Origin of the sequence: Solibacillus cecembensis (assembly GCF_050272495.1) — a bacterium.
GTDB classification, from domain to species: domain Bacteria; phylum Bacillota; class Bacilli; order Bacillales_A; family Planococcaceae; genus Solibacillus; species Solibacillus cecembensis.
The window spans coordinates 1-20,734 of record NZ_JBNNMF010000021.1 but is presented as its reverse complement, the minus strand read 5'-3'; the positions used below and the strand labels follow the sequence as shown (position 1 = coordinate 20,734).

The window sequence follows — 20,734 nt, the reverse complement described above, 5'->3', positions numbered from 1 at the left end:
TATTAATCCAATACCGTCCTGCGAAAATTGCGGGGCGGTTTTGACTTTAAAGGAGGATGAATGGATGATTAGACCAGCGACGGTAGCGGATATACCAACGATTTTAGAAATTATGAATGACAATATTTTAAATTCAACTGCGATTTATATGTATGAGGAGCAAACATTAGTACAACGTATGACGTGGTTTGAGCAAAAAATGCAAAATGGCGAGCCATTATTTGTTTATGAAGACAATGGCGAAGTAGCGGGATATGCGGCATACGGTCCATTTCGCGCGTACCCAGCCTATCAATATACAGTCGAGCATTCCGTTTATGTGCATAAAAACCATTATAAAAAAGGAATTGCAATGAAGTTAATGGATGCACTTATTGAGCACGCACGTAAAAACGAAGTGAAGACAATGGTCGCGTGTATTGACAGTGAAAATAAAGCGAGCATTTATATCCATGAAAAGCTCCATTTTATGTATAGCGGAACGATTCAAAATGCAGGCTATAAATTTGGACGTTGGCTTGATTTAGTATTTTATCAGTTGAACTTAGAAGGACCAAGTGAACCAAAGGAAAAATAAAATTCATCAATTACGCCTTGGCGTAATTGCGTCTAGATTTTTTTCGAGCTCGCTCGAAAAACTTCCCTAAAAAAATCTATGACATCCGCCGGGGCTTGGGCCAACACGATGTTGGTTACTCAGGCATTGCCGCACGATGCGGCGTTCTTAGCCTGAGTACCTCTGATTCAGCCGGGGGTGAATCAAGTTAAATTGGTACCTAGTCATATGACAACTGTCATATAAAAAATATGATGTTTGCTCGTACACGTTTTTTCTGAAATTGTATACGATATGATTAACAACTTGAACGAAAGAGGGAGATAACTTTGGCGTTAACAGATGCAGAAAAAACAAAACAGTTAAGAAAAGATATAGCACCTTTTGCAAAATCAGAACTGCGTATGAGTATTCAACAATTAATCAATACGGTTTTACCGATATTTTTGATCTGGGGAGCAGGGTACTTTTTATTACAATATTCACCGTGGTTTACGGCATTATGTAGTGTGGTAGCTTCAGGATTTGTCATTCGTTCGTTTATTATTTTTCATGATTGTACGCACGGTTCATTTTTCAAAAACAAAACAGCGAATGCGGTTGTTGGGAATCTTACAGGGTTATTATCATCGTTCCCATATGAAAAATGGAAACGTGAGCATACGATTCACCACGCAACAAGTGCGAACTTAGACAAGCGTGGCATTGGCGATATCGATATGTTAACAATTGATGAATACTTAGAAAAATCGAAGCTAAGTCGTTTAGGCTACCGTTTATATCGTAATCCAATCGTAATGTTTGGTTTAGGTCCACTATTTATGGTGCTCGTATTAAATCGTCTTAACCGTAAAGATGCAAAACGTAAAGAGCGTTTAAATACGTACTTCATGAACATTGCATTAGTAGCAATTTGTACAACTCTAATCATGATATTTGGCTGGTCTACATTCTTATTAGTGCACGGCTTAACATTATTTATTGCAGGTGCGTTAGGCATTTGGTTATTCTATATTCAACATACGTACGAAGATGCATATTTTGAGTATGACAAAGATTGGGATTATGTAAAAGCTGCAGTAGAAGGTAGTTCATATTATAAATTACCAAAAGTTTTACAATGGCTTACAGGGAATATCGGCTTCCACCATGTGCATCATTTATCACCACGTGTACCAAATTACAAATTAGAAGATGCGCATGAATCAATCAAACCATTACAACAAGCGACTACGATTACATTAAAAACAAGCTTAGAATCGCTTCGTTATAAATTATATGATCCTGAGAACTATCGTTTTGTAACATTTAAAGAAGCAACTTCATTAGAAAATGTAAGAAATAAAACGTCTTTAGTAAAATAAGTTCTCTGTATAAGAAAGAAGGTACCTCACGATGCAACATGAGGTACCTCTTTTGTTATAATGAATGAAAAAGAGAATTGAGGCTGTTATGCAAACTTGGTATAGTATCATCCCGAAAAGCCCGATGTTAAGTATTTATATATGGATAATTTTTTGTATTATGCCGTTTTTCTTTATTATCCAGTCGTTTCCGCTGTGGCAAATTATTACGGGCATTGCGTTTATTCTATTTTATTTCCTATGTCATTATTTTTCGTTCCGTGCAAGAACGGGCTTAAAATATATGTGGATTAGCTTCCAAATGGTGCTCAATATTGTGATGACCTTACTATTTGGCTATGTTTATTTATCGCTGTTTACAGCATTTTTTATCGGTAATATTAAACAATCTGTTGGGTTTTATATTATGTATGGCTTACATATAGGCTTTACTGTGTTATCTATTGTAGGTGGTTACTTTATTTTCCTTGATTTATTTTTGACGCAAACACCGTTTATTATCATCAATGTATTAGGTGTTGTCCTCCTACCATTTACGCTATATTCGAAAACGCGTCGTGAAAATTTAGAAGGGGAACTCGAAACCGCTCGTGAGCGAATTTCTGAATTAACGGTTCATGAAGAGCGTCAACGAATTGCACGTGATTTACATGATACACTTGGACAAAAACTATCAATGATTGGTTTGAAAAGTGATTTAGCTGCTCGATTAGTGGAAAAAGATCCACAGCAGGCGATATTAGAAATAAAGGATATCCGACAAGCCGCAAGTGTGGCATTGAAGGAAGTTCGTGAGCTTGTTGCGGATATGCGCGCAGTACGTATTGAAGAAGAGTTACACCGTGTAGAGCAAATTTTAAAGGCTGCACAAATTAAATTTCGTTTAAATGGCGATAAAAACGACATTAAAATGCCTGTGCTTGCTGAAAGTGTTATTAGTATGTGTTTAAAAGAAGCTGTGACGAACATTATTAAGCATAGTGAAGCCACGATTTGTCGCATTAGCTTTTATCAAAGTGAAGATGAGTTTAAAATGACGATTCAAGATAATGGTGTTGGTGTAGACATTTCGAAACGCTTAAATGGCGGAAATGGTTTAAAAGGCATGCAGGAACGCATTGAATTTTTAAATGGCGTGATTGATATTGAATGTGATCAAGGAACGGCCATTATTATTAAAGTGCCATTAGCCATTACGCATCAAAAGGGAGAGATGGAAAAATGATTCGTATAGTTATAGCAGAAGATCAAGGCATGCTACTCGGTGCGATGAAGTCTTTACTAAGTATGGAAGAGGATATAGAAGTTGTTGGGCTCGCGAAAAATGGGGAAGAGGCCATTGAATTAGTCGAGGAATTACAACCAGATGTTTGTATAATGGATATTGAAATGCCTGTGAAAACAGGTTTAGATGCTGCCGAAGCGTTACGCGGTAGTGATTGTAAAATTATTATACTGACAACTTTTGCGCGTCCTGGTTATTTTGAACGTGCACGAAAAGCAGGTGTCCGTGGTTATTTATTAAAGGATAGCCCGATTGAAGAGCTTGTTAACTCCATTCGTATCATTGTAGATGGTCGTCGAATTTACGCGCCAGAGCTTGTGGATTTTGTATATGAAGATGATAGTGAAAATCCACTGACAGAGCGCGAAAGCCAAGTGCTGGAGCTTATAGCAGAGGGGAAAACGACGAAGGAAATTGCAGCAGAGTTATTTTTAGCTGCTGGAACAGTGCGCAACTATATTTCTACAATTTTAGAGAAGCTCGGCGTTGGTAATCGAATCGAAGCCATAGCTCGTTATAAAGAAAAGGGCTGGAATAAATAAAGTACGAAGGGTGTTACTTGCCCGCAAAAAAGCTCCATCTGCGTGAATTTGCGCTGATGGAGCTTTTTTGGTGGGGAGAGTAGTCAAGATTATTTACGTTTCGTTAAGCGACCTAATAAGAATGCCCCTGCTGCAACAGCAAGAACAGTATTCGTTTTTTTATTGAATACTTGTTTCGTTACATAATTTAAGTTTTGTGGACGCTCTGCTAATTGGCGCATAAAATAGCCGTACCAATCTTTGCCGTAAGGGACATACACACAAACTTTGTAGCCTGCGCGGACAAGTTCTAGCTGTAAGTCTTTGCGGAAGCCGTAAAACATTTGGAATTCGAATTTGTCCTTTGGAATATTATTTTCGAGGGCAAAGTATTTTACATGGTTAATCATATTGTGATCATGTGTAGCAATCGATGTAAACTGCCCGTGCGCTAAATGAGACTCAATTAACTCGATGAAGTTAATATCGATATCTAATTGGTCTTGATAAGCAATCTCCTCGGACTCCTTATAAGCACCCTTTACAATGCGTAAACGAGAATCATGGAATTGCTCCATATCCTCCTTCGCGCGGTGGAAATAAGCTTGAATAACTGTACCGACATTAGTAAATGACTTTGTAAGCTCTTCAACCATATCGAATGTCTTTTGTAGATGCTGGTGATCAGCCATATTAATGTTGACGAAAATACCGTAAGTTTCAGCGTGTGCTACTATTTCTCGTAAATTGTCATAGCAAAAGTCGATATCAATATCGAGCCCAAGTTGAGCAGGTTGAACTGAAATATGGGCATCCACTTCTTTTGCATGAATGGCATCAATCATTACAAGTATATCGTTTTTCGCTTTCGTTGCTTGTACTTCATCCGTTACAAAATTTGTTAAGTGATCGACTGTGCAAGAAATACCATTTGCGTTCAGTTCTTGAATGTTTTTTAGCACTTCGGGAATCGTTACTCCTGCTACCAAGTTTTGGGCGCCAAGCTTTAAACCGTATTGTTGTGCTGTGTTGCTAAGTGTTTCGTTTTCAGATAATGAAATGAAAAAATCGCGTAATGCCATGAAAACATCTCCTTGTATCATTGTAAAAAAAGTATACCACATAAGTTTTTAGTAAATCATTCCGTGTATTAGTCTACTATTTTCTGCATTCTTTCGTTAAATAATGTTGGATACACTAAAAACCCCAAAATAATGGAGGATAATGTAGCGCAAGTTAATAAGGCAAAAATAATTAAAATTTGAAATTGTACGGCTTCAATAGGGTTTGCCCCACCGATAATTTGTCCACTCATAATGCCTGGTAACTGGACGAGCCCAATTGTTTTTTGCGATTCAATTGTTGGAATCATACTGGCTTTGATGGAATCCATTAATTGCTGATGGATCGCCTGCTTTGGTGTACCGCCGAGCGATAAAATGAGCTCGATTGTATGCTCATTTGCCGCAATTTCTGATTGAAAGCGATTTAAAAATAAAATGCATAACACCATCGAGTTTCCAATCATCATACCACTTATCGGAATGATGAAGTTTGCCGTTGCAGGCATGATTTGAAGCCCCAGTAACACACTCATAATGACAGCTTCTACCGACAGTAATGTCACGACAAGTTTCCACGTAATGCCTGGTATGTTTTTTCCTTTCTTGCGTACGTTTAACGTTGCTGCCACAATCATTAATGAAATCATTAATAGCATATAAAGTACGCTTTCTGATGCGAAAACAAAATTCAGTATGTACCCAACAGCGAGTAGCTGAACGACAGAGCGCACGGTAGCAATCATTGTATCCCGTTCTAAACCTAGTTTTAAGGTTTTCGATAAGGCTAGTGGAATCAACACAAATAGCAAAGTAAGGGATAGGGAAGCATAGGTCATAATGCAACCTCCCGCTGGATAAAGGATTGAACAACTGGATTTTTCGATTGGAATAATGCCTCGGTTGCAGCGGCTTCAATTAATTGTCCCTCTTTTAACATCCATGTAAAATGCCCAAGTTTTTTTGCCTGCTCGATATTATGGGTGATCCAAATAATTGTTACGCCGTATTTTTCGTTTAACTGAACGACTAAATCTTCAATTTCCCTCACGGATTTTGGATCCAGTGCAGACGTAATTTCATCGAGCAATAGAACTTCGGATTGATTGACTAATGTTCGAGCAATTGAAAGTTTTTGCTTTTGCCCACCAGATAAATCCGCTGCCTCGCGCATTAAAAAATCCGCTCCTAACCCCACTGCTTGTAAAAAGGATAATGCCTCTTCTTTTGACAATTTTTGCTCTTGTAACTTGCGTGGAAGTGCTAAGTTTTCGTAGACAGAAGTTTTAAGTAGAGGTGCAGACTGCAAGGCAATCCCAACTCTGCGGCGTAATACGGTAGGTTCAATCCGTTCAATCTGTTCTTGTTCAATCATAATTTGTCCTTGTGACGCAGAAATTAAACCGTTGCACATTTTGAGTAGCGTCGTTTTTCCTGCACCAGAAGGACCGATAAGTGTTGTAATGTGGCCTTTATAAAACGTACCAGAAATATTTTTTAATAGATTCATCTGATTAATTTCGAATGAAATATGATTGAATGTAATGGCATGTTGTAACATATCGTACTCCTTTGTAAATGGCTCTTTTAGTAAGCATAATGGGTAAAATGGAAGAATGCAAAATAAGAGAAGGGGGTACTGTGATTCTATGTATTTCACCTATTAATAGTATTTCTTGGGAAATAATTGCGAGGTATGTATAAACAATAAAGCCCTTACATATTTCGAAAAAAAAGAAATAGTGTATACTATGACTAATTATGTTTTGGAAGAAGGGAACAATAATGAGTGAAAAGTATGTAGATGATAGTTTAGCGTTGCATACCGATTTATATCAAATTAATATGGCGGAAAGCTACTGGGCCGATGGTATTCATAATCGTAAAGCGGTTTTTGAGCTGTATTTTAGAAAGCTACCATTTGGCAATGGCTATGCAGTGTTCGCCGGTTTAGAACGTATGCTAAATTATTTAAAAAACTTTCAATTTAGTGAAACAGATATCGCCTATTTACGCGACGAACTTCAATATAAAGCTGATTTTATCGAGTATTTAAAAAATGTGCGCTTTACAGGTACGATGCATTCGATGGTTGAAGGCGAGCTAGTTTTTGCAAATGAACCAATTGTTCGCATCGAGGCACCATTAGTCGAGGCACAATTGATTGAAACAGCACTACTAAACATTGTTAATTACCAAACGCTTATTGCCACAAAGGCGAGCCGTATTAAGCAAATTATTAAAAATGAAGTGGGAATGGAGTTTGGAACGCGTCGTGCACAAGAAATGGATGCGGCAATTTGGGGTGCTCGTGCTGCGATTATCGGTGGATTTGAGTCGACGTCGAATGTTCGTGCAGGCAAAATTTTCGATATTCCTGTCGCAGGTACGCATGCACATGCATTGGTACAAGCATATAAAAATGATTATGATGCATTCCATTCCTATGCGAAGCGCCATAAAGATTGCGTGTTTTTAGTAGATACGTACAATACGTTAAAATCGGGTGTACCAACAGCGATTAAAGTAGCAAAAGAGCTTGGCGATAAAATTAACTTTATCGGAATTCGCTTAGATAGCGGTGATATTGCATTCCTATCGAAAGAAGCGCGACGCATGCTGGATGAAGCAGGATTCCCGAATGCAAAAGTCATTGTATCGAATGATTTAGATGAATACACGATTTTAAATTTAAAAGCGCAAGGGGCACGTGTTGATATGTGGGGCATTGGCACAAAGCTAATTACAGCTTACGATCAACCGGCATTAGGCGCGGTATATAAAATGGTTTCAATTGAAAACAAATGTGGTGAAATGCAAGATACGATTAAAATTTCAGCCAATGCAGAAAAAGTAACGACACCTGGCTTAAAAAAGGTTTTCCGCATTATTAATAAGAAAAATGGGAAATCTGAAGGTGACTATATTACGATGGCGGATGAAAATCCAGCAAATGAAGAAAAGCTGAAAATGTTCCACCCGGTGCATACATTCGTATCGAAGTTTGTCACGAATTTTGAGGCAAAAGAATTGCATGTAAAAGTAATTGACCAAGGTGAAATTATTTATGAAACGCCAACGTTACGAGACATTCGTCAATATGCAATTGGCAATTTAGAGCTGCTTTGGGATGAATATAAGCGTGCACTTAACCCGGAAGAATATCCAGTAGATTTAAGCCAAAAATGCTGGGATAACAAAATGCGTAATATTCAAGAAGTACACAATATGGTTGCGGAAATTTAAGCAGCGATAAGGAGTGTTGATTGTGAATGAATTACAACGACAAATTATTGAAGAATTGCATGTTCTACCTACCATTCATGTAGAGGAAGAAATTCGTAAATCAATTGACTTCTTAAAAGAATATGCAAAAAAATATTCCTTTGTAAAAGGTTTTGTATTAGGGATTAGCGGGGGGCAGGATTCCACGTTAGTTGGAAAACTTGCGCAGCTCGCCGTTGATGAATTGAATGAAGAACAAGAGGCCACGAGCTATTCTTTTTGGGCAGTGAGATTACCGTATGGAATGCAATTTGACGAACAAGATTGCCAAGATGCACTCGATTATATTCAGCCGACGAAAATTTACACGGTGAATGTAAAGAATGCAGTTGATGCGAGCTTTGAAGCATTAGCAATGGCGGGTATTGAGTTAAGTGACTTTGCAAAAGGCAATGAAAAAGCGCGTGAACGTATGAAGGTACAGTTTTCAATTGCTGCGATGAATCAAGCGGTTGTGCTCGGGACGGACCATGCAGCAGAAGCTATTACCGGCTTTTATACGAAGTTTGGAGATGGCGGTGCCGATTTAATGCCGATATTCCGATTGAATAAGCGGCAAGGTCGTCAAATATTAGCGCATTTAAATTGCCCAGAGCATCTGTATTTAAAAGTGCCAACAGCAGACTTAGAAGAAGATCGTCCTTCATTGCCAGACGAAGTAGCGCTCGGTGTGACATATGATCAAATTGATGACTACTTAGAAGGAAAAACGATTCCACAACAAGCGCGTCAAACATTAGAGGGGTATTATATCCGTTCTATGCACAAACGCCATTTACCAATAACAATATTTGATATATTTTGGAAATAAATAGATTAACAAGGCGTCCGAAAAATAAGGACGCTTTTTTTATTGGTGATAGTTGTGCGTAATTAATGGAAATAGTTAATAAGAACGTTAGATAACTGTATCTTTCTAAAAAAAATGATAAGATTGTCGATATAAATACCTAATGGGAGGGATGAAAAATGAGAACGTCTAGAGTTAACGGCGTAACAAGTAGTATTTATCGTAACAATGCGAAAGCTATGCATTCTGATATCCTATTTGCAGAAGCAATGGATGGAGGAAGACAAAATCTTTTTCGTGATCCCCGAGAGCAACTACAGCAACAACATGGAAAGAAAAATAAATCAGCACCCAAAACCAAAAAGCTCGTACAAAATAAAGCCCGATTAATCGTAAAAGGAATGCAGTTCAACGCTAATTCAGCAACAACGCTGAATCAATTGTTCCAACGCACGACAAGGGTAAATGCCATCAATAAATTACAAAAGCGGAATACTACTTATCAAACTTCAATTTGAAATCGCCTAACTCGAATCTACTGTTAGGCGATTTTTGTATTTCGTTGATTAATATTGATTTTGAATATTCGCACGTTTACAGTTGTACTAAAATTTTCTTTTCGCTATGCTTAAAGCAATGAATTTATATATAAGCTTTTAACTAGGGGGCAAATTATGAACGAACAAATTGAAAAAATTATTAATAACATTGAAAAAGTGATGATAGGGAAAAGAGAGATTGCGGAGTTAAGCATTGTCTCATTGCTTGCTGGCGGGCATGTGTTATTAGAAGATGTTCCTGGTGTAGGGAAAACGATGATGGTACGCGCACTTTCAAAATCTTTAGGCACAACATTTAAGAGAATTCAGTTTACGCCGGATTTGTTGCCATCGGACGTTATTGGTGTGTCTGTTTATAATCCAAAAACATTGCAATTTGAATTCCGTCCAGGACCGATTGTTGGAAATATCGTGCTCGCAGATGAAATTAATCGAACATCTCCAAAAACGCAAGCGGCTTTACTAGAAAGTATGGAAGAAGCTTCGGTTACAGTAGACGGGGAGACAATTCAATTACCAAAGCCATTTTTCGTTATGGCAACGCAAAATCCGATTGAGTATGAGGGGACATACCCACTACCAGAAGCACAGTTGGACCGATTTTTACTGAAAATTAAAATGGGCTATCCTTCAAAAGAAGAAGAAATTGAAGTGCTACGTCGAGCAGAAAAAGCATCGTCAATCGATCAAATTGAAGCAGTCATTTCGCTGGAGCAGTTAATTGAATTACAACAACAAGTAAAGCAAGTTCATGTGGAGGATAATATTAAGGAATATATCGTATCACTCGCTCAAACAACGAGACATAATGAACAAGTGTATTTAGGCGTTAGTCCGCGTGCCTCAATCGCACTTATGAAAGCAGCGCAAGCGTATGCATTTATGAAAGGGCGCGCATTTGTCATTCCGGATGATGTGCAATATTTAACGAAATTTGTATTTGGCCATCGCTTAATTTTAAGACCAGAGGCACGCTATGAAGGCGCGACAGAAGAGAAAGTAATTGAGAGTGTGTTGCGCTATGTACCTGTTCCTGTAAAAAGGTTCGTACAGCAATGAATCGGCTAAATGAATTTTTTAAACATGGGGGAAGACTTGTAACCGTCGTATCGCTGTTAGTCATTACGTACTGTTTCGCCATGTTCCAAGGTGGCTTTGTTAGTTGGTATCTGTTTTTTACGCTACTCCCATTTGTTATTTATTCAATTTTACTAGCGACTATGCCAATAAAAATAACAGAGATTTCTCGTACGTTTTCAAAAGAGCGAGTTGAGCGCGGAGATAATATCGTCGTAACGGTCAAATTCCGTAATGCAAGCTGGTTTCCTGTCATCTTCTTAACGGTTGAGGAACTACCGATGGATAGCCGTTATTATGAACCATCTACCGAGAATGCAAGCAAGCTCTTTTTAGTTGGTTGGAAGCGAGAGTTTGAGTGGTCTTATGAGCTGAAACAATTAAAACGTGGTGAACATCATTTTCAAGGAATCATCGTCACATGTACTGACTTTTTTGGCTGGACAATTCGTAAGGTAAAAGTCGAAAAGCCTCAAATGTTCTTTGTCTATCCAAAGGTATATCCTGTAAACACAGTGCCCTTAAAAATGCAGTATGATCAGGGGACGATGGCTTCATTACATTCATTAATAAAAGATACAACGATGGTAACGGGTGTTCGAGAATATGTACCTGGAGACCGTTTTTCATGGATACACTGGAAATCCTTCGCAAAAAATGGCGAGCTACGAACGAAGGAATTTGAGGATAAACAGTCTCAAAATATATTCTTTCTAATTGATCGTTCAGTACAACAAAATTTTGAACAAGTGGTTGATTTAACGGCTTCCTCTATTCGGATGATTGTCAAAGAGCGCGGGGATGTTTCGCTGTTAAGTGTAGGCATGGATCGCTATTTTGCACCCGTCATTAAAACGGAGAGCCAATTCGAGAAAATGATGCAGCATCTTGTCTCCATTCAGTCTGACGCACAATTTGGTGTAGACAAGCTGCTGCTTGAAGATCAAAAATTGATGATGCGCTCGGTCGTTGTCATTGTGACAGGTGAGCTGACACCAAATTTGAAAGAACTATTAAGCTCAAGTTCAAACTATGCTAAAAAAATCATTTGTTTTGTTATTGGAAATGAAACGGACTCAGCGCCATTCCATCATAACAATCAAGTAATTTTTATGAAGCCAGCATCGGAGAAACAAGTGGTTGCGGAGGTGAATGTTTCATGAAACGCAGCGGCATAGAGCTTGCAGAACAATTTCTATTTTATCTCATCGTCTTTTTGATAGTAAGAGAATGGTTAGTACCGATTATGCAGCTGACAGATACGGGCTATTTTAGTTTATTTAGTTTATTTATAGCGCTATGTTTAATCCTTAGCTATTTAGGTTGGCCATTGCTTATATCCTGTTTTTTGAAAATGGGCTTTATTTTGTGGGCGTTAGTGTATGTTTACAATGACAGTGAGTTATCCGATTGGGCGTTTTTATCTTACGAATTAAAATATAATGTCACAGTGTTAGTGAATGGAGATTGGACTTTAGTAAGTGATCCTATCCGCACAAGTTTATTATTCGTGCTCATTTGGATGCTCATTTATTTAATCCAATATTGGATAACCGTTCGTTTTACCATTTTTTACTTCTTTGTGCTTACCGTATTTTTTATTGCGACGCTCGATACATTTACGGATTATGATGGCACAACAGCGATTATAAAAGTCGTTGTTTTAGGGCTAATTATGACATCTTTATTGTTTGTAAAACGTTTAATACAGACGACAAATGCGCAGTTGAAATGGTCCAATTATTTAATCTATGTCGCGCCAATTGTAGTATTTATTGGTGTTTCAGGTGTTGTTGCCGCTGTTTTACCGAAATCAGAACCACAGTGGGCGGATCCTGTTCCTTATTTTAAAGATTGGGCAGGAATTGGGCATACTGGTGGATCAATTTCGCAAGTCGGCTATGGGGACAATGATGAAAGCCTTGGAGGTCCGTTCGTAGGGGATAATACGCTTGTTTATGAAGTGGAAACCCCAATTAGACAATACTGGCGTGTTGAAACGAAGGATACGTATACATCGAAGGGCTGGGAGAGCACAGCAAACATGGATTCAGAAATGATTCTTGAGCAATCTGATCCTATCCCATTTTCAATTTTACCAGGTGATAAAGAAGCGGAAAAAGTGACGGTTTATCCTCTAACGAATCAGCCGTTTTTAGTACAAGCGTATGGAACGACGAATTACAATTTGAATAATGTAGATGATAGTTTGAAGTTTAATCAAGCAAATGAAAAGATGGTCATTCAGACATCTAATGTTGAAATGCATCTAACTGGTTATGAGCTTGTATATCAAGAGCCGTCTTATAGTTTTTCCCAATTAAAAGATGTGGAGACGTCCAGCAAAGGCAATGAACGATATTTACAGCTACCAGAAACATTGCCAACTCGTGTGAAGGATTTAGCGCACGAAATTACAGCTGATTATGACAGTGTGTATGACAAGGCCCGCGCAATAGAGTCCCATTTTAAACGTGGTGATTTTAAGTACGAAACGACGAATGTTGCAATACCAAGCGCGGATGAGGATTATGTCGATCAATTTTTATTCGAAACGAAGCTAGGCTATTGTGATAATTTCTCCACGTCGATGGTCGTATTACTCCGTTCTGTTGGTATTCAAGCACGTTGGGTAAAAGGTTTTGCTAGTGGGGAACGTATTTCAAGTAGCAATGGTATGCATTGGTATCAAGTGACGAATAATGACGCACACTCATGGGTAGAAGCGTATATCGATGGCGTTGGCTGGGTCCCATTTGAGCCGACTATTGGTTTTAATAATCCAGTTAGCATTAATTATGATGTTGAAACGCCGAAAGATGATGTAGCACAGCAACTTGAGAAGAAAGAAGATGTGGTGCCTGAGCCTGAAGAGGAGGACAAAAAGGAGCAAGTAGCAGCTGCCAAAAGTAAAACGATTGATTTTTCGAAATGGCAATGGCTTCTTTATGTTTTAGCGGCAATCCTACTCATAGCTGGTATTGTTTTGTGGAAAAGGCGCGGTAGTTGGCAGCCGAAATTGGCTGTTCAGATACACCAGTCAAAATTAAAGGATGCGACAACTTTCGAGGATGGCTATTTTGTATTAATAAAACAACTGGAACGCATTCATTTAAAACGAAATGACAATGAAACGCTTCAACAGTTCGCCAAACGAGTTGATGCACAGTTAGAAACGACAAAAATGGCAGAACTAACGGCGGTGTATGAGCAAATTATTTATGCAGGCAAAGCGCGGCAATTCGATACGTCAAAAGTAAAAGAAAGTTGGGAGTATTTAATCAATCGTACGAGCAGTTGATTGAATACTTATATGCTAAAATAATAGTGCCTAGTTCGTTGTTAAACGACAAAGTTCAAAAAACATTTGGTAAAACATAAGAAACAAGGTAGAATTAATAGAATTAAGAGGAGGCTGTATTAACTTGAAACAGGATAATATTTTAGTATTAGATTTAGGTAGTAGTGAAAATACAACGATTGCTCGTTGGATTCGTGAATTAGGTGTATATAGTGAAATTCATGCGCATGATATTACGGCGCAAAATATACAAGATTTAAAAACAGTAAAAGGTATTATTTTAAATGGTGGTGTCAATAATATCGTTGATGGTGAAGCAATCGACGTATTAGATGAAATTTACAATTTAAACATTCCTGTTATTAGTGTAGAGCACCCATCTACTCAGGCGGCTCAAACTTTAGATAAATGGCCAAACGAAGAAGAAACGAAATCATTCTTAAAAGAGTTTGTCTTTGATACTTGTAAAGCAGAAGCAAACTGGAATATGAAAAATTTCGTTGAAGATCAAATTGCATTAATTCGCCAACAAGTTGGTGACAAAAAGGTGCTTTTAGCGCTTTCAGGCGGCGTAGATTCTTCAGTTGTAGCAGCATTACTAATTAAAGCAATTGGTAAACAGTTAGTTTGTGTGCACGTGAACCACGGTTTAATGCGCAAAAACGAATCTGAAGGCGTTATCGCTATGTTCGAAAAAGACCTTGAAGAAAATCTTGTATACGTAAATGCAAGTGAGCGCTTCTTAGGTAAGTTAAAAGGTGTAAGTGAGCCAGAAGAAAAACGTAAAATTATCGGGAACGAATTTATCCGCGTGTTTGAAGAAGAGGCCCGCAAGCAAGACGGTATCGACTTCTTAGCACAAGGAACAATTTATCCAGATATCGTAGAATCAGGTACGAAAACGCATAGTGTTGTTAAATCACATCATAATGTAGGTGGCTTACCAGATGATTTACAATTTGAGTTAGTGGAACCATTATTCCAATTATTCAAAGACGAAGTACGTGCTTGTGGTGTTGAGTTAGGATTACCACATGACATGGTATATCGTCAACCATTCCCAGGTCCAGGATTAGGCGTACGTGTGTTAGGTGAAATTGAGCCTGAGCGTCTTGAAGCTGTACGTGAATCTGATGCGATTTTACGTGAAGAGTTTGCGTTAGCAGGATTAGATCAAAAAGTATGGCAATACTTTACGGTTGTGCCAAACTTCAAATCAGTTGGTGTTCGCAACAATGAACGTACGTACGAATATCCAGTAATTATTCGTGCAGTGAATACAATTGACGCAATGACGGCATCAATCGAACAAATCGAATGGCCAATTTTAATAAAAATTACAGACCGTATTATTAACGAAGTAAAGCATGTTAACCGTGTGTGCTATGATTTATCTCCAAAACCAGGCGGCACGATTGAGTGGGAATAAACACCGGCCAAATTTCGAGGAGCTACTGCACCGGAGGAATTTTTCGCGCTAGCGAAGCTGGTGTTTGCGTCGAAAGCGAAGTGGCAGACGCACAATAGAAAATAAGAAAAGCTTGGTGAGCCTTATGTAAGGTTTATCAAGCTTTTTTGTTTAGTAAAACTAAAATTGATACTAAAAAAATTAATTGCTAAGCTGCTTATTAAAAAAAATACTCAGTTAATCGCATTGATAGTTGATTTTCCGTTTTTTAATGTTTAAAATAATAAAATAAAATGTAACGAACAACTCGATTTAATGGGTGATACTATTCCCTAGAGGTGAACGCATAGAGCACGTTTCTATGCGTTTTTCATGATTGTAGACTGCATTTGAATACATTAGAAGAGGTGTGAAATTATGTCAACTCCCTTATTAAAAGAACAAGAAAAGATAGTTGTTTTAGACTTTGGAAGTCAATTTAATCAATTAATTACACGTCGTATTCGTGAGTTTGGTGTGTTTTCAGAATTACACCCTCATACAACGACTGCAGAAGAAATTAAGGAAATGAACGTTGCAGGTATCGTATTCTCAGGCGGTCCGAATTCTGTATACGGTGAAGAAGCATTCAAAGTAGACCCGGCCATTTTCGAATTAGGTTTACCGATTTTAGGTATTTGCTACGGTATGCAATTAATCGCACATACGCAAGGTGGTAAAGTGGAAGGCGCGGAAACACGTGAGTACGGTAAAGCAGAAATCAACGTAACAGCGGATAACAAATTATTCGGTGAGCTACCAAAAGAACAAATCGTTTGGATGAGCCACGGTGATCATGTAACAGAAGTGCCAGCTGGTTTTGAAGTAATCGCAACAAGCCCTGCATGTCCAATCGCTGCAATGGCAAATGTTGAGCGTAAACTTTATGCTGTACAATTCCACCCAGAAGTACGTCACTCTGTTTACGGAAACGACTTATTACGCAACTTCGTATTTGATGTTTGTGGTGCTAAAGGCGACTGGTCTATGGCAAACTTCATCGACATCGAAATCGCGAAAATTCGTGAGCAAGTAGGCGACAAAAAAGTACTTTGTGCTTTATCAGGCGGCGTAGACTCTTCAGTAGTAGCTGTATTAATTCACAAAGCAATTGGCGATCAATTAACTTGTATGTTTGTAGACCACAACTTAAACCGTAAAGGCGAAGTTGAGCAAGTTATGAAAACTTTCACGGAAGATTTCGATATGAACTTAATCAAAATCGATGCACGTGAGCGTTTCATGAGCAAATTAGCAGGCGTTTCGGATCCAGAACAAAAACGTAAAATCATCGGTAACGAATTCATTTACGTATTTGACGAAGAAGCTTCTAAATTAGAAGGTATGGATTACTTAGCACAAGGTACGCTTTACACAGATATTATCGAGTCTGGTACAGCAACTGCGCAAACAATTAAATCTCACCATAATGTTGGTGGATTACCAGAAGATATGCAGTTTGAGTTAATTGAACCGCTTAAAACATTATTTAAAGACGAAGTACGTGCTTTAGGTCTAGAGCTTGGCTTAGATGAGAAAATCGTATGGCGTCAACCATTCCCAGGTCCAGGATTAGGTATCCGTGTACTTGGTGCGATCACAGAAGAAAAATTAGAAATCGTGCGCGAATCGGATTTCATTTTACGTGAAGAAATCGCAAAAGCAGGTCTTGACCGCGAAATTTGGCAATACTTCACTGTCCTACCTGATATTAAGTCAGTAGGTGTAATGGGTGACGGTCGTACGTACGACTACTCTATCGGTATCCGCGGCGTAACATCAATCGACGGCATGACTTCTGACTGGGCACGTATCCCTTACGACGTCCTAGAAAAAATCTCTGTACGTATCGTTAACGAAGTACAAGGCGTTAACCGCGTACTGTATGATATTACGAGTAAGCCACCAGCTACGATTGAGTGGGAGTAGAAAAGTTATAAACTAAACAGCTTATAAACTTAGCCATATCACTATTTATATTTCCGAAATTAAACGCTCTTTTAGTTATTTATAAAGAATAACTAAAAGAGTTTTTTTACTTTAGTTAAAATATGCAATTTTTTTGATGATGATAAAAGTAAAAAAATTTGCATCAGTAAAATAAGGTATATTATATTTGTTGAATAGATTCTCTTTGAAGACAAGAAAAGTAGGTGAACAAAGTGGGGAAATATCAATTGGATACTAAAGGTCAAGTGGCCGTGTCAAAGTATCATGAAAAAAACAAGCCTGCCAAATTTGATAAAAAGCAGCAACTTGAAAAAATACGTGCGGAGTATTTGAAAAAAAAGCAAGAACAAACAGATAAATAATACGAATGAAAACATAGGAAGGTGTAAATCTCCCTATGTTTTTCTTATTCGAAGTTCCCCCAATAGATGTTAAAGGGTTAATCATTATAATGACGCCTATCATTACCACGCGTTAATTCACTTGCTTATCATCCTTATCACGGATAATAATTTCGTATGGTATTTCTTCAATAGCAAGTTCAGCTCTTTTTAGTGTGATTATTTTTTCTATATAATTTTCTATTTGATTAATGGCCCTATCAGAATTCCCGAACCATTTCCGATTATCTAAGTTCGTTTTAATGATTATTTGCAATGGTTTAGGGTGAAATGAGTAGGCAAATCCTCGATATTCCTTGAATTCTTTTCTCGTTTCGTCAATTATGGCACTAAATATAGGCTGCCATTGTTGATCGAGAATTTGGTTTTTATTTTCCTCTTTTATTGTGACCGTAAAACGCCTACTTGTTTTTGAGAAAATGGCATTCTCAATAAGTTCTTCAATTTCCTCTCTATTAATCAAATTACCATCGACTATTTCAATCAGTATTTCCTTGTCTGTCATGGAGTAGTGAGTGCGGTTATATCCATTTTCCTCTAATAATTTTGATGTCAAATGCGCTATTTCACTCATCGATTCACGACTTTTAACGTCTTCCTCACTTAATTCATCATGATCCAATGATAGGAAGTTTACTTTATAATTTTTAAAATCGTTCTTTTTTGCAGTATGTACAATGAAATTTTCGATAGACTTTTTACTTTTTTCTATAGAATGCTCATCTTTTACTTGGACGGTAAATTCACGCTTTTCAGGAGAATAACTTAAACCTAATTGACTAAACCCCTTATCTCCTAGCCCCTTTGAAATTTCCGTTAATAGCTCAAATACCTTTTTATTTTCTTTTTTAGTGTCATCCATACGTTTAGCTAATTCTGTTTTTAATTTGTCTTCGGAATTAGCAGACTTTGCTTTACTCCAATTGACGCTGATAATCACGATACCAATAATTAGGGCAATCAAAAGAATACTAATGATAATTCTTTTCGAAATTGTCACCTCTCTAATAAAAGTGTATGTGCGTTATTGCCTGTTATGACTGTAACTTGCTGCAACAAAGGCCACTTGCAACAAGGCTTGTTCAAAAAAACGAATTTCTGTTCCAACTATTTATAAGGAGATAAAGGGAAATTCCTTACAGAATTTTAGTATTAATTTGATTTGAAATGAAGTGAAGGTACTAAGTGTTACAATTTTTTGACTTATAGTACTTTATATTTTTATTTATGGTCAAAACGTATCGTTCGATGTTGGTGGATTGTGTATAATATGCGTGAGAAAAGTTGTTTTAATATTAATTAGAAAATGGATAATATGTAATTGGTTGGACGATTGGAAGGAAGTTAGGTATATCTTTTTCTGCAATTATGTTAATTATTTTAACGATTAGTGCAGTTTCGTTTATTGGTGTTATTTCATTAAATGGCAATACAAAAGAAGTCGTTGATGTCGTAATGCCTAAAATGAAAATGGTAAATCAAGTGAATGACCAAACAGACAGTATACTTATTTCGACACAAAAATTACTGTTATCTAAGGATAAGGAATTCATAAATAATTATTTACGTGAAATTGAAACATTGAAAAAAGAAATTGAAGAAACTGTGGAAATGTATGAAGGTGTGCTAACAACAAATCAAGGAAAAGAAGCTTTAGAAAAACTTAAATCTAGCTGGGCTATTTATCATGAGAATTTAAATGAGGTTGTCCAGTTGACTAAATCTGGACAAAATGAGCAAGCAATTGAGAAATCGTATGAAGGTAATGAACTATTTACCATAGTGAAGAGCGATATCGATTATTTAATTGTTTTACATGAACAACAAGCGGATGCTGCTAATGATGCGGGAATGGAAAATTTCCAAAGAGTTGTTATTTCGTTAATTGTTATGTGCGTGTTGTCGGTTATTGTAATAACTAGGCTTATTTACTTCTTTATTCGCGTTATTAAAGTTCCGGTGGATTTACTATCAGTACAAGAGAAGGAATTAGCTGATGGAAATTTAAACCTTGATCCAGTGAAAATCAAAAATAATGATGAAATTGGACAATTAGCAACTGATTTTAATCAAATGACGATTAATTTTAAAACATTAGTGGAACAATTACAAAGTCATATACGAACAGTAGCAGCAACATCTGAGGAACTATCTGCAAGTGCAGAAGAAACGAGTAAAGCTACTGAACAAATTACAAAAGCGATGATAGAAGTTTCAGAAGGAGCGGATTCGCAAGTACAAGGAGCTCAAACCAGCAATGAAGCGATATCGGAAATGGTGACAGGAATGGAGCAAGCAAGCGCTTCTGTCCAATCTGTAGCTGACTTAGCAATATCAACTAAAGAATATACAACTTTAGGTTCTTCTATGATGGATAAAACGATGCAGCAAATGGCGAATATTCAAAGTTCTACTGAAACAACATCAGAAGTAGTTCATTCATTAAGCGGTAAATCAACGGAAATTAGCCAAATTGTTGAACTGATTACAACGATTGCGAATCAAACGAATTTATTGGCATTAAATGCAGCGATTGAGGCAGCAAAAGCTGGAGAATCGGGTAAAGGATTTGCGGTAGTAGCTGATGAAGTGCGAAAATTAGCTGAAGATTCATCGATTGCCGCGAACCAAATTCGTGAAGTAATTGTAGCGATCCAACAGGAAGTCGCAGAAGCAATTAATGCAATGGAAGTATCGTCCATTACCGTAAATGATGGAATGGAGCTTGTAAAGAAATCAGAGGATAACTTCCGAAATATTTCATTAATGGTGCAAGACGTATCAAGCCAAACGGAAAATATCTCTGCGGTCATTGAACAATTAAGTGCGAATACACTTAGCATAAAAAATAATATTGATGAAGTCGCGACACTTTCGGTGAATTCATCGGAAAAAACGCAAACTGTTGCTTCTGCTGCAGAAGAACAAAATGCAACAATGGATGAGATTTCAGCATCCGCACGAACATTAGGTAAATTATCTGCCGAGTTACAAGAGATAGCGCAGCAATTTAAGCTGTAATAAAAACACTCCATGCAAAGAAGGGACTGACCCCCGTATATAAGACAGAGGTCAAAAAAGCATTTATCCAACCAGTTGTCGGTATTGAACCGGCGACTGGTTGTTTAATTTCGCT

At 37.5% G+C, this 20,734-nt stretch carries 18 protein-coding genes; 14 read left to right on the top strand and 4 right to left on the bottom strand.

The genetic code is table 11. The features are described from left to right. The first annotated feature begins 64 nt into the window (after positions 1-64). The 4 genes from ACQKIH_RS17000 to ACQKIH_RS16985 all read left to right on the top strand — a co-directional run bounded on the left by ACQKIH_RS17000 (position 65) and on the right by ACQKIH_RS16985 (position 3,747). A complete protein-coding gene (locus ACQKIH_RS17000) occupies positions 65-577 on the top strand; it encodes a GNAT family N-acetyltransferase (protein ID WP_427767998.1) in 513 nt (170 codons plus the stop codon). Between the two features lie 308 nt (positions 578-885). Further along, positions 886-1,920, top strand: coding sequence for a Delta(5) desaturase DesA (gene desA / locus ACQKIH_RS16995; RefSeq protein WP_427767997.1), 1,035 nt, complete (start codon positions 886-888; stop codon positions 1,918-1,920). Positions 1,921-2,008: 88 nt separating this feature from the next. Beyond that, positions 2,009-3,145 (top strand): sensor histidine kinase, encoded by a 1,137-nt coding sequence (locus ACQKIH_RS16990; protein ID WP_201785020.1) that lies wholly within the window; start codon positions 2,009-2,011, stop codon positions 3,143-3,145. Beyond that, positions 3,142-3,747 (top strand): response regulator, encoded by a 606-nt coding sequence (locus ACQKIH_RS16985; protein WP_057988904.1) that lies wholly within the window; start codon positions 3,142-3,144, stop codon positions 3,745-3,747. The genes ACQKIH_RS16990 and ACQKIH_RS16985 overlap by 4 nt, the downstream gene beginning before the upstream one ends. Positions 3,748-3,836: 89 nt before the next feature. On the opposite strand, the gene ACQKIH_RS16980 is transcribed toward ACQKIH_RS16985, so the two are convergent. The 3 genes from ACQKIH_RS16980 to ACQKIH_RS16970 all read right to left on the bottom strand — a co-directional run bounded on the left by ACQKIH_RS16980 (position 3,837) and on the right by ACQKIH_RS16970 (position 6,348). Further along, complete coding sequence (locus tag ACQKIH_RS16980) at positions 3,837-4,808, bottom strand: proline dehydrogenase family protein (protein WP_427767996.1); 972 nt, start codon at positions 4,806-4,808, stop codon at positions 3,837-3,839. Between the two features lie 68 nt (positions 4,809-4,876). Next, on the bottom strand, positions 4,877-5,626 hold the full coding sequence (locus ACQKIH_RS16975) for an ABC transporter permease (RefSeq protein ID WP_427767995.1): 750 nt from the start codon (positions 5,624-5,626) through the stop codon (positions 4,877-4,879). Beyond that, positions 5,623-6,348: an ABC transporter ATP-binding protein gene (locus tag ACQKIH_RS16970; RefSeq protein ID WP_427767994.1), complete on the bottom strand. Its 726-nt coding sequence runs from the start codon at positions 6,346-6,348 to the stop codon at positions 5,623-5,625. Before ACQKIH_RS16970 ends, ACQKIH_RS16975 begins: the two co-directional genes overlap by 4 nt. Before the next feature lie 224 nt (positions 6,349-6,572). Between ACQKIH_RS16970 and ACQKIH_RS16965 the strand changes: the two genes are divergently transcribed. The 9 genes from ACQKIH_RS16965 (at position 6,573) to ACQKIH_RS16925 (ending at position 17,559) form a co-directional block, all read left to right on the top strand. Beyond that, on the top strand, positions 6,573-8,033 hold the full coding sequence (locus ACQKIH_RS16965; protein ID WP_427767993.1) for a nicotinate phosphoribosyltransferase: 1,461 nt from the start codon (positions 6,573-6,575) through the stop codon (positions 8,031-8,033). A gap of 22 nt (positions 8,034-8,055) precedes the next feature. Continuing rightward, positions 8,056-8,883, top strand: a complete 828-nt coding sequence (nadE, locus tag ACQKIH_RS16960; protein ID WP_427767992.1) for an ammonia-dependent NAD(+) synthetase — start codon at positions 8,056-8,058, stop codon at positions 8,881-8,883. 158 nt (positions 8,884-9,041) lie between these two features. Next, a complete protein-coding gene (locus ACQKIH_RS16955; RefSeq protein WP_427767991.1) occupies positions 9,042-9,380 on the top strand; it encodes a hypothetical protein in 339 nt (112 codons plus the stop codon). Between the two features lie 156 nt (positions 9,381-9,536). Beyond that, complete coding sequence (locus ACQKIH_RS16950) at positions 9,537-10,481, top strand: AAA family ATPase (protein WP_057988917.1); 945 nt, start codon at positions 9,537-9,539, stop codon at positions 10,479-10,481. Next, positions 10,478-11,662 (top strand): DUF58 domain-containing protein, encoded by a 1,185-nt coding sequence (locus ACQKIH_RS16945; RefSeq protein WP_057988919.1) that lies wholly within the window; start codon positions 10,478-10,480, stop codon positions 11,660-11,662. Before ACQKIH_RS16950 ends, ACQKIH_RS16945 begins: the two co-directional genes overlap by 4 nt. Further along, positions 11,659-13,800: a transglutaminase TgpA family protein gene (locus ACQKIH_RS16940; RefSeq protein WP_427767990.1), complete on the top strand. Its 2,142-nt coding sequence runs from the start codon at positions 11,659-11,661 to the stop codon at positions 13,798-13,800. Before ACQKIH_RS16945 ends, ACQKIH_RS16940 begins: the two co-directional genes overlap by 4 nt. A 118-nt stretch (positions 13,801-13,918) precedes the next feature. After that, entirely contained in the window at positions 13,919-15,229 is a 1,311-nt protein-coding gene (gene guaA / locus ACQKIH_RS16935) for a glutamine-hydrolyzing GMP synthase (RefSeq protein ID WP_427768032.1), read from the top strand. 396 nt (positions 15,230-15,625) lie between these two features. Further along, the gene (gene guaA, locus ACQKIH_RS16930) at positions 15,626-17,176 is read left to right on the top strand and encodes a glutamine-hydrolyzing GMP synthase (protein WP_427767989.1); all 1,551 of its coding nucleotides are present in this window, start codon (positions 15,626-15,628) and stop codon (positions 17,174-17,176) included. Between the two features lie 233 nt (positions 17,177-17,409). Then, positions 17,410-17,559, top strand: a complete 150-nt coding sequence (locus tag ACQKIH_RS16925) for a hypothetical protein (RefSeq protein WP_057988955.1) — start codon at positions 17,410-17,412, stop codon at positions 17,557-17,559. Positions 17,560-17,671: 112 nt separating this feature from the next. Here ACQKIH_RS16925 and ACQKIH_RS16920 read toward each other — a convergent pair whose 3' ends face one another. Continuing rightward, positions 17,672-18,598, bottom strand: a complete 927-nt coding sequence (locus tag ACQKIH_RS16920) for a hypothetical protein (protein ID WP_236706885.1) — start codon at positions 18,596-18,598, stop codon at positions 17,672-17,674. 320 nt (positions 18,599-18,918) lie between these two features. On the opposite strand from ACQKIH_RS16920, the gene ACQKIH_RS16915 reads away from it, so the two are divergent. Further along, complete coding sequence (locus ACQKIH_RS16915; protein WP_427768031.1) at positions 18,919-20,619, top strand: methyl-accepting chemotaxis protein; 1,701 nt, start codon at positions 18,919-18,921, stop codon at positions 20,617-20,619. The last annotated feature ends 115 nt before the right edge of the window (positions 20,620-20,734 follow it).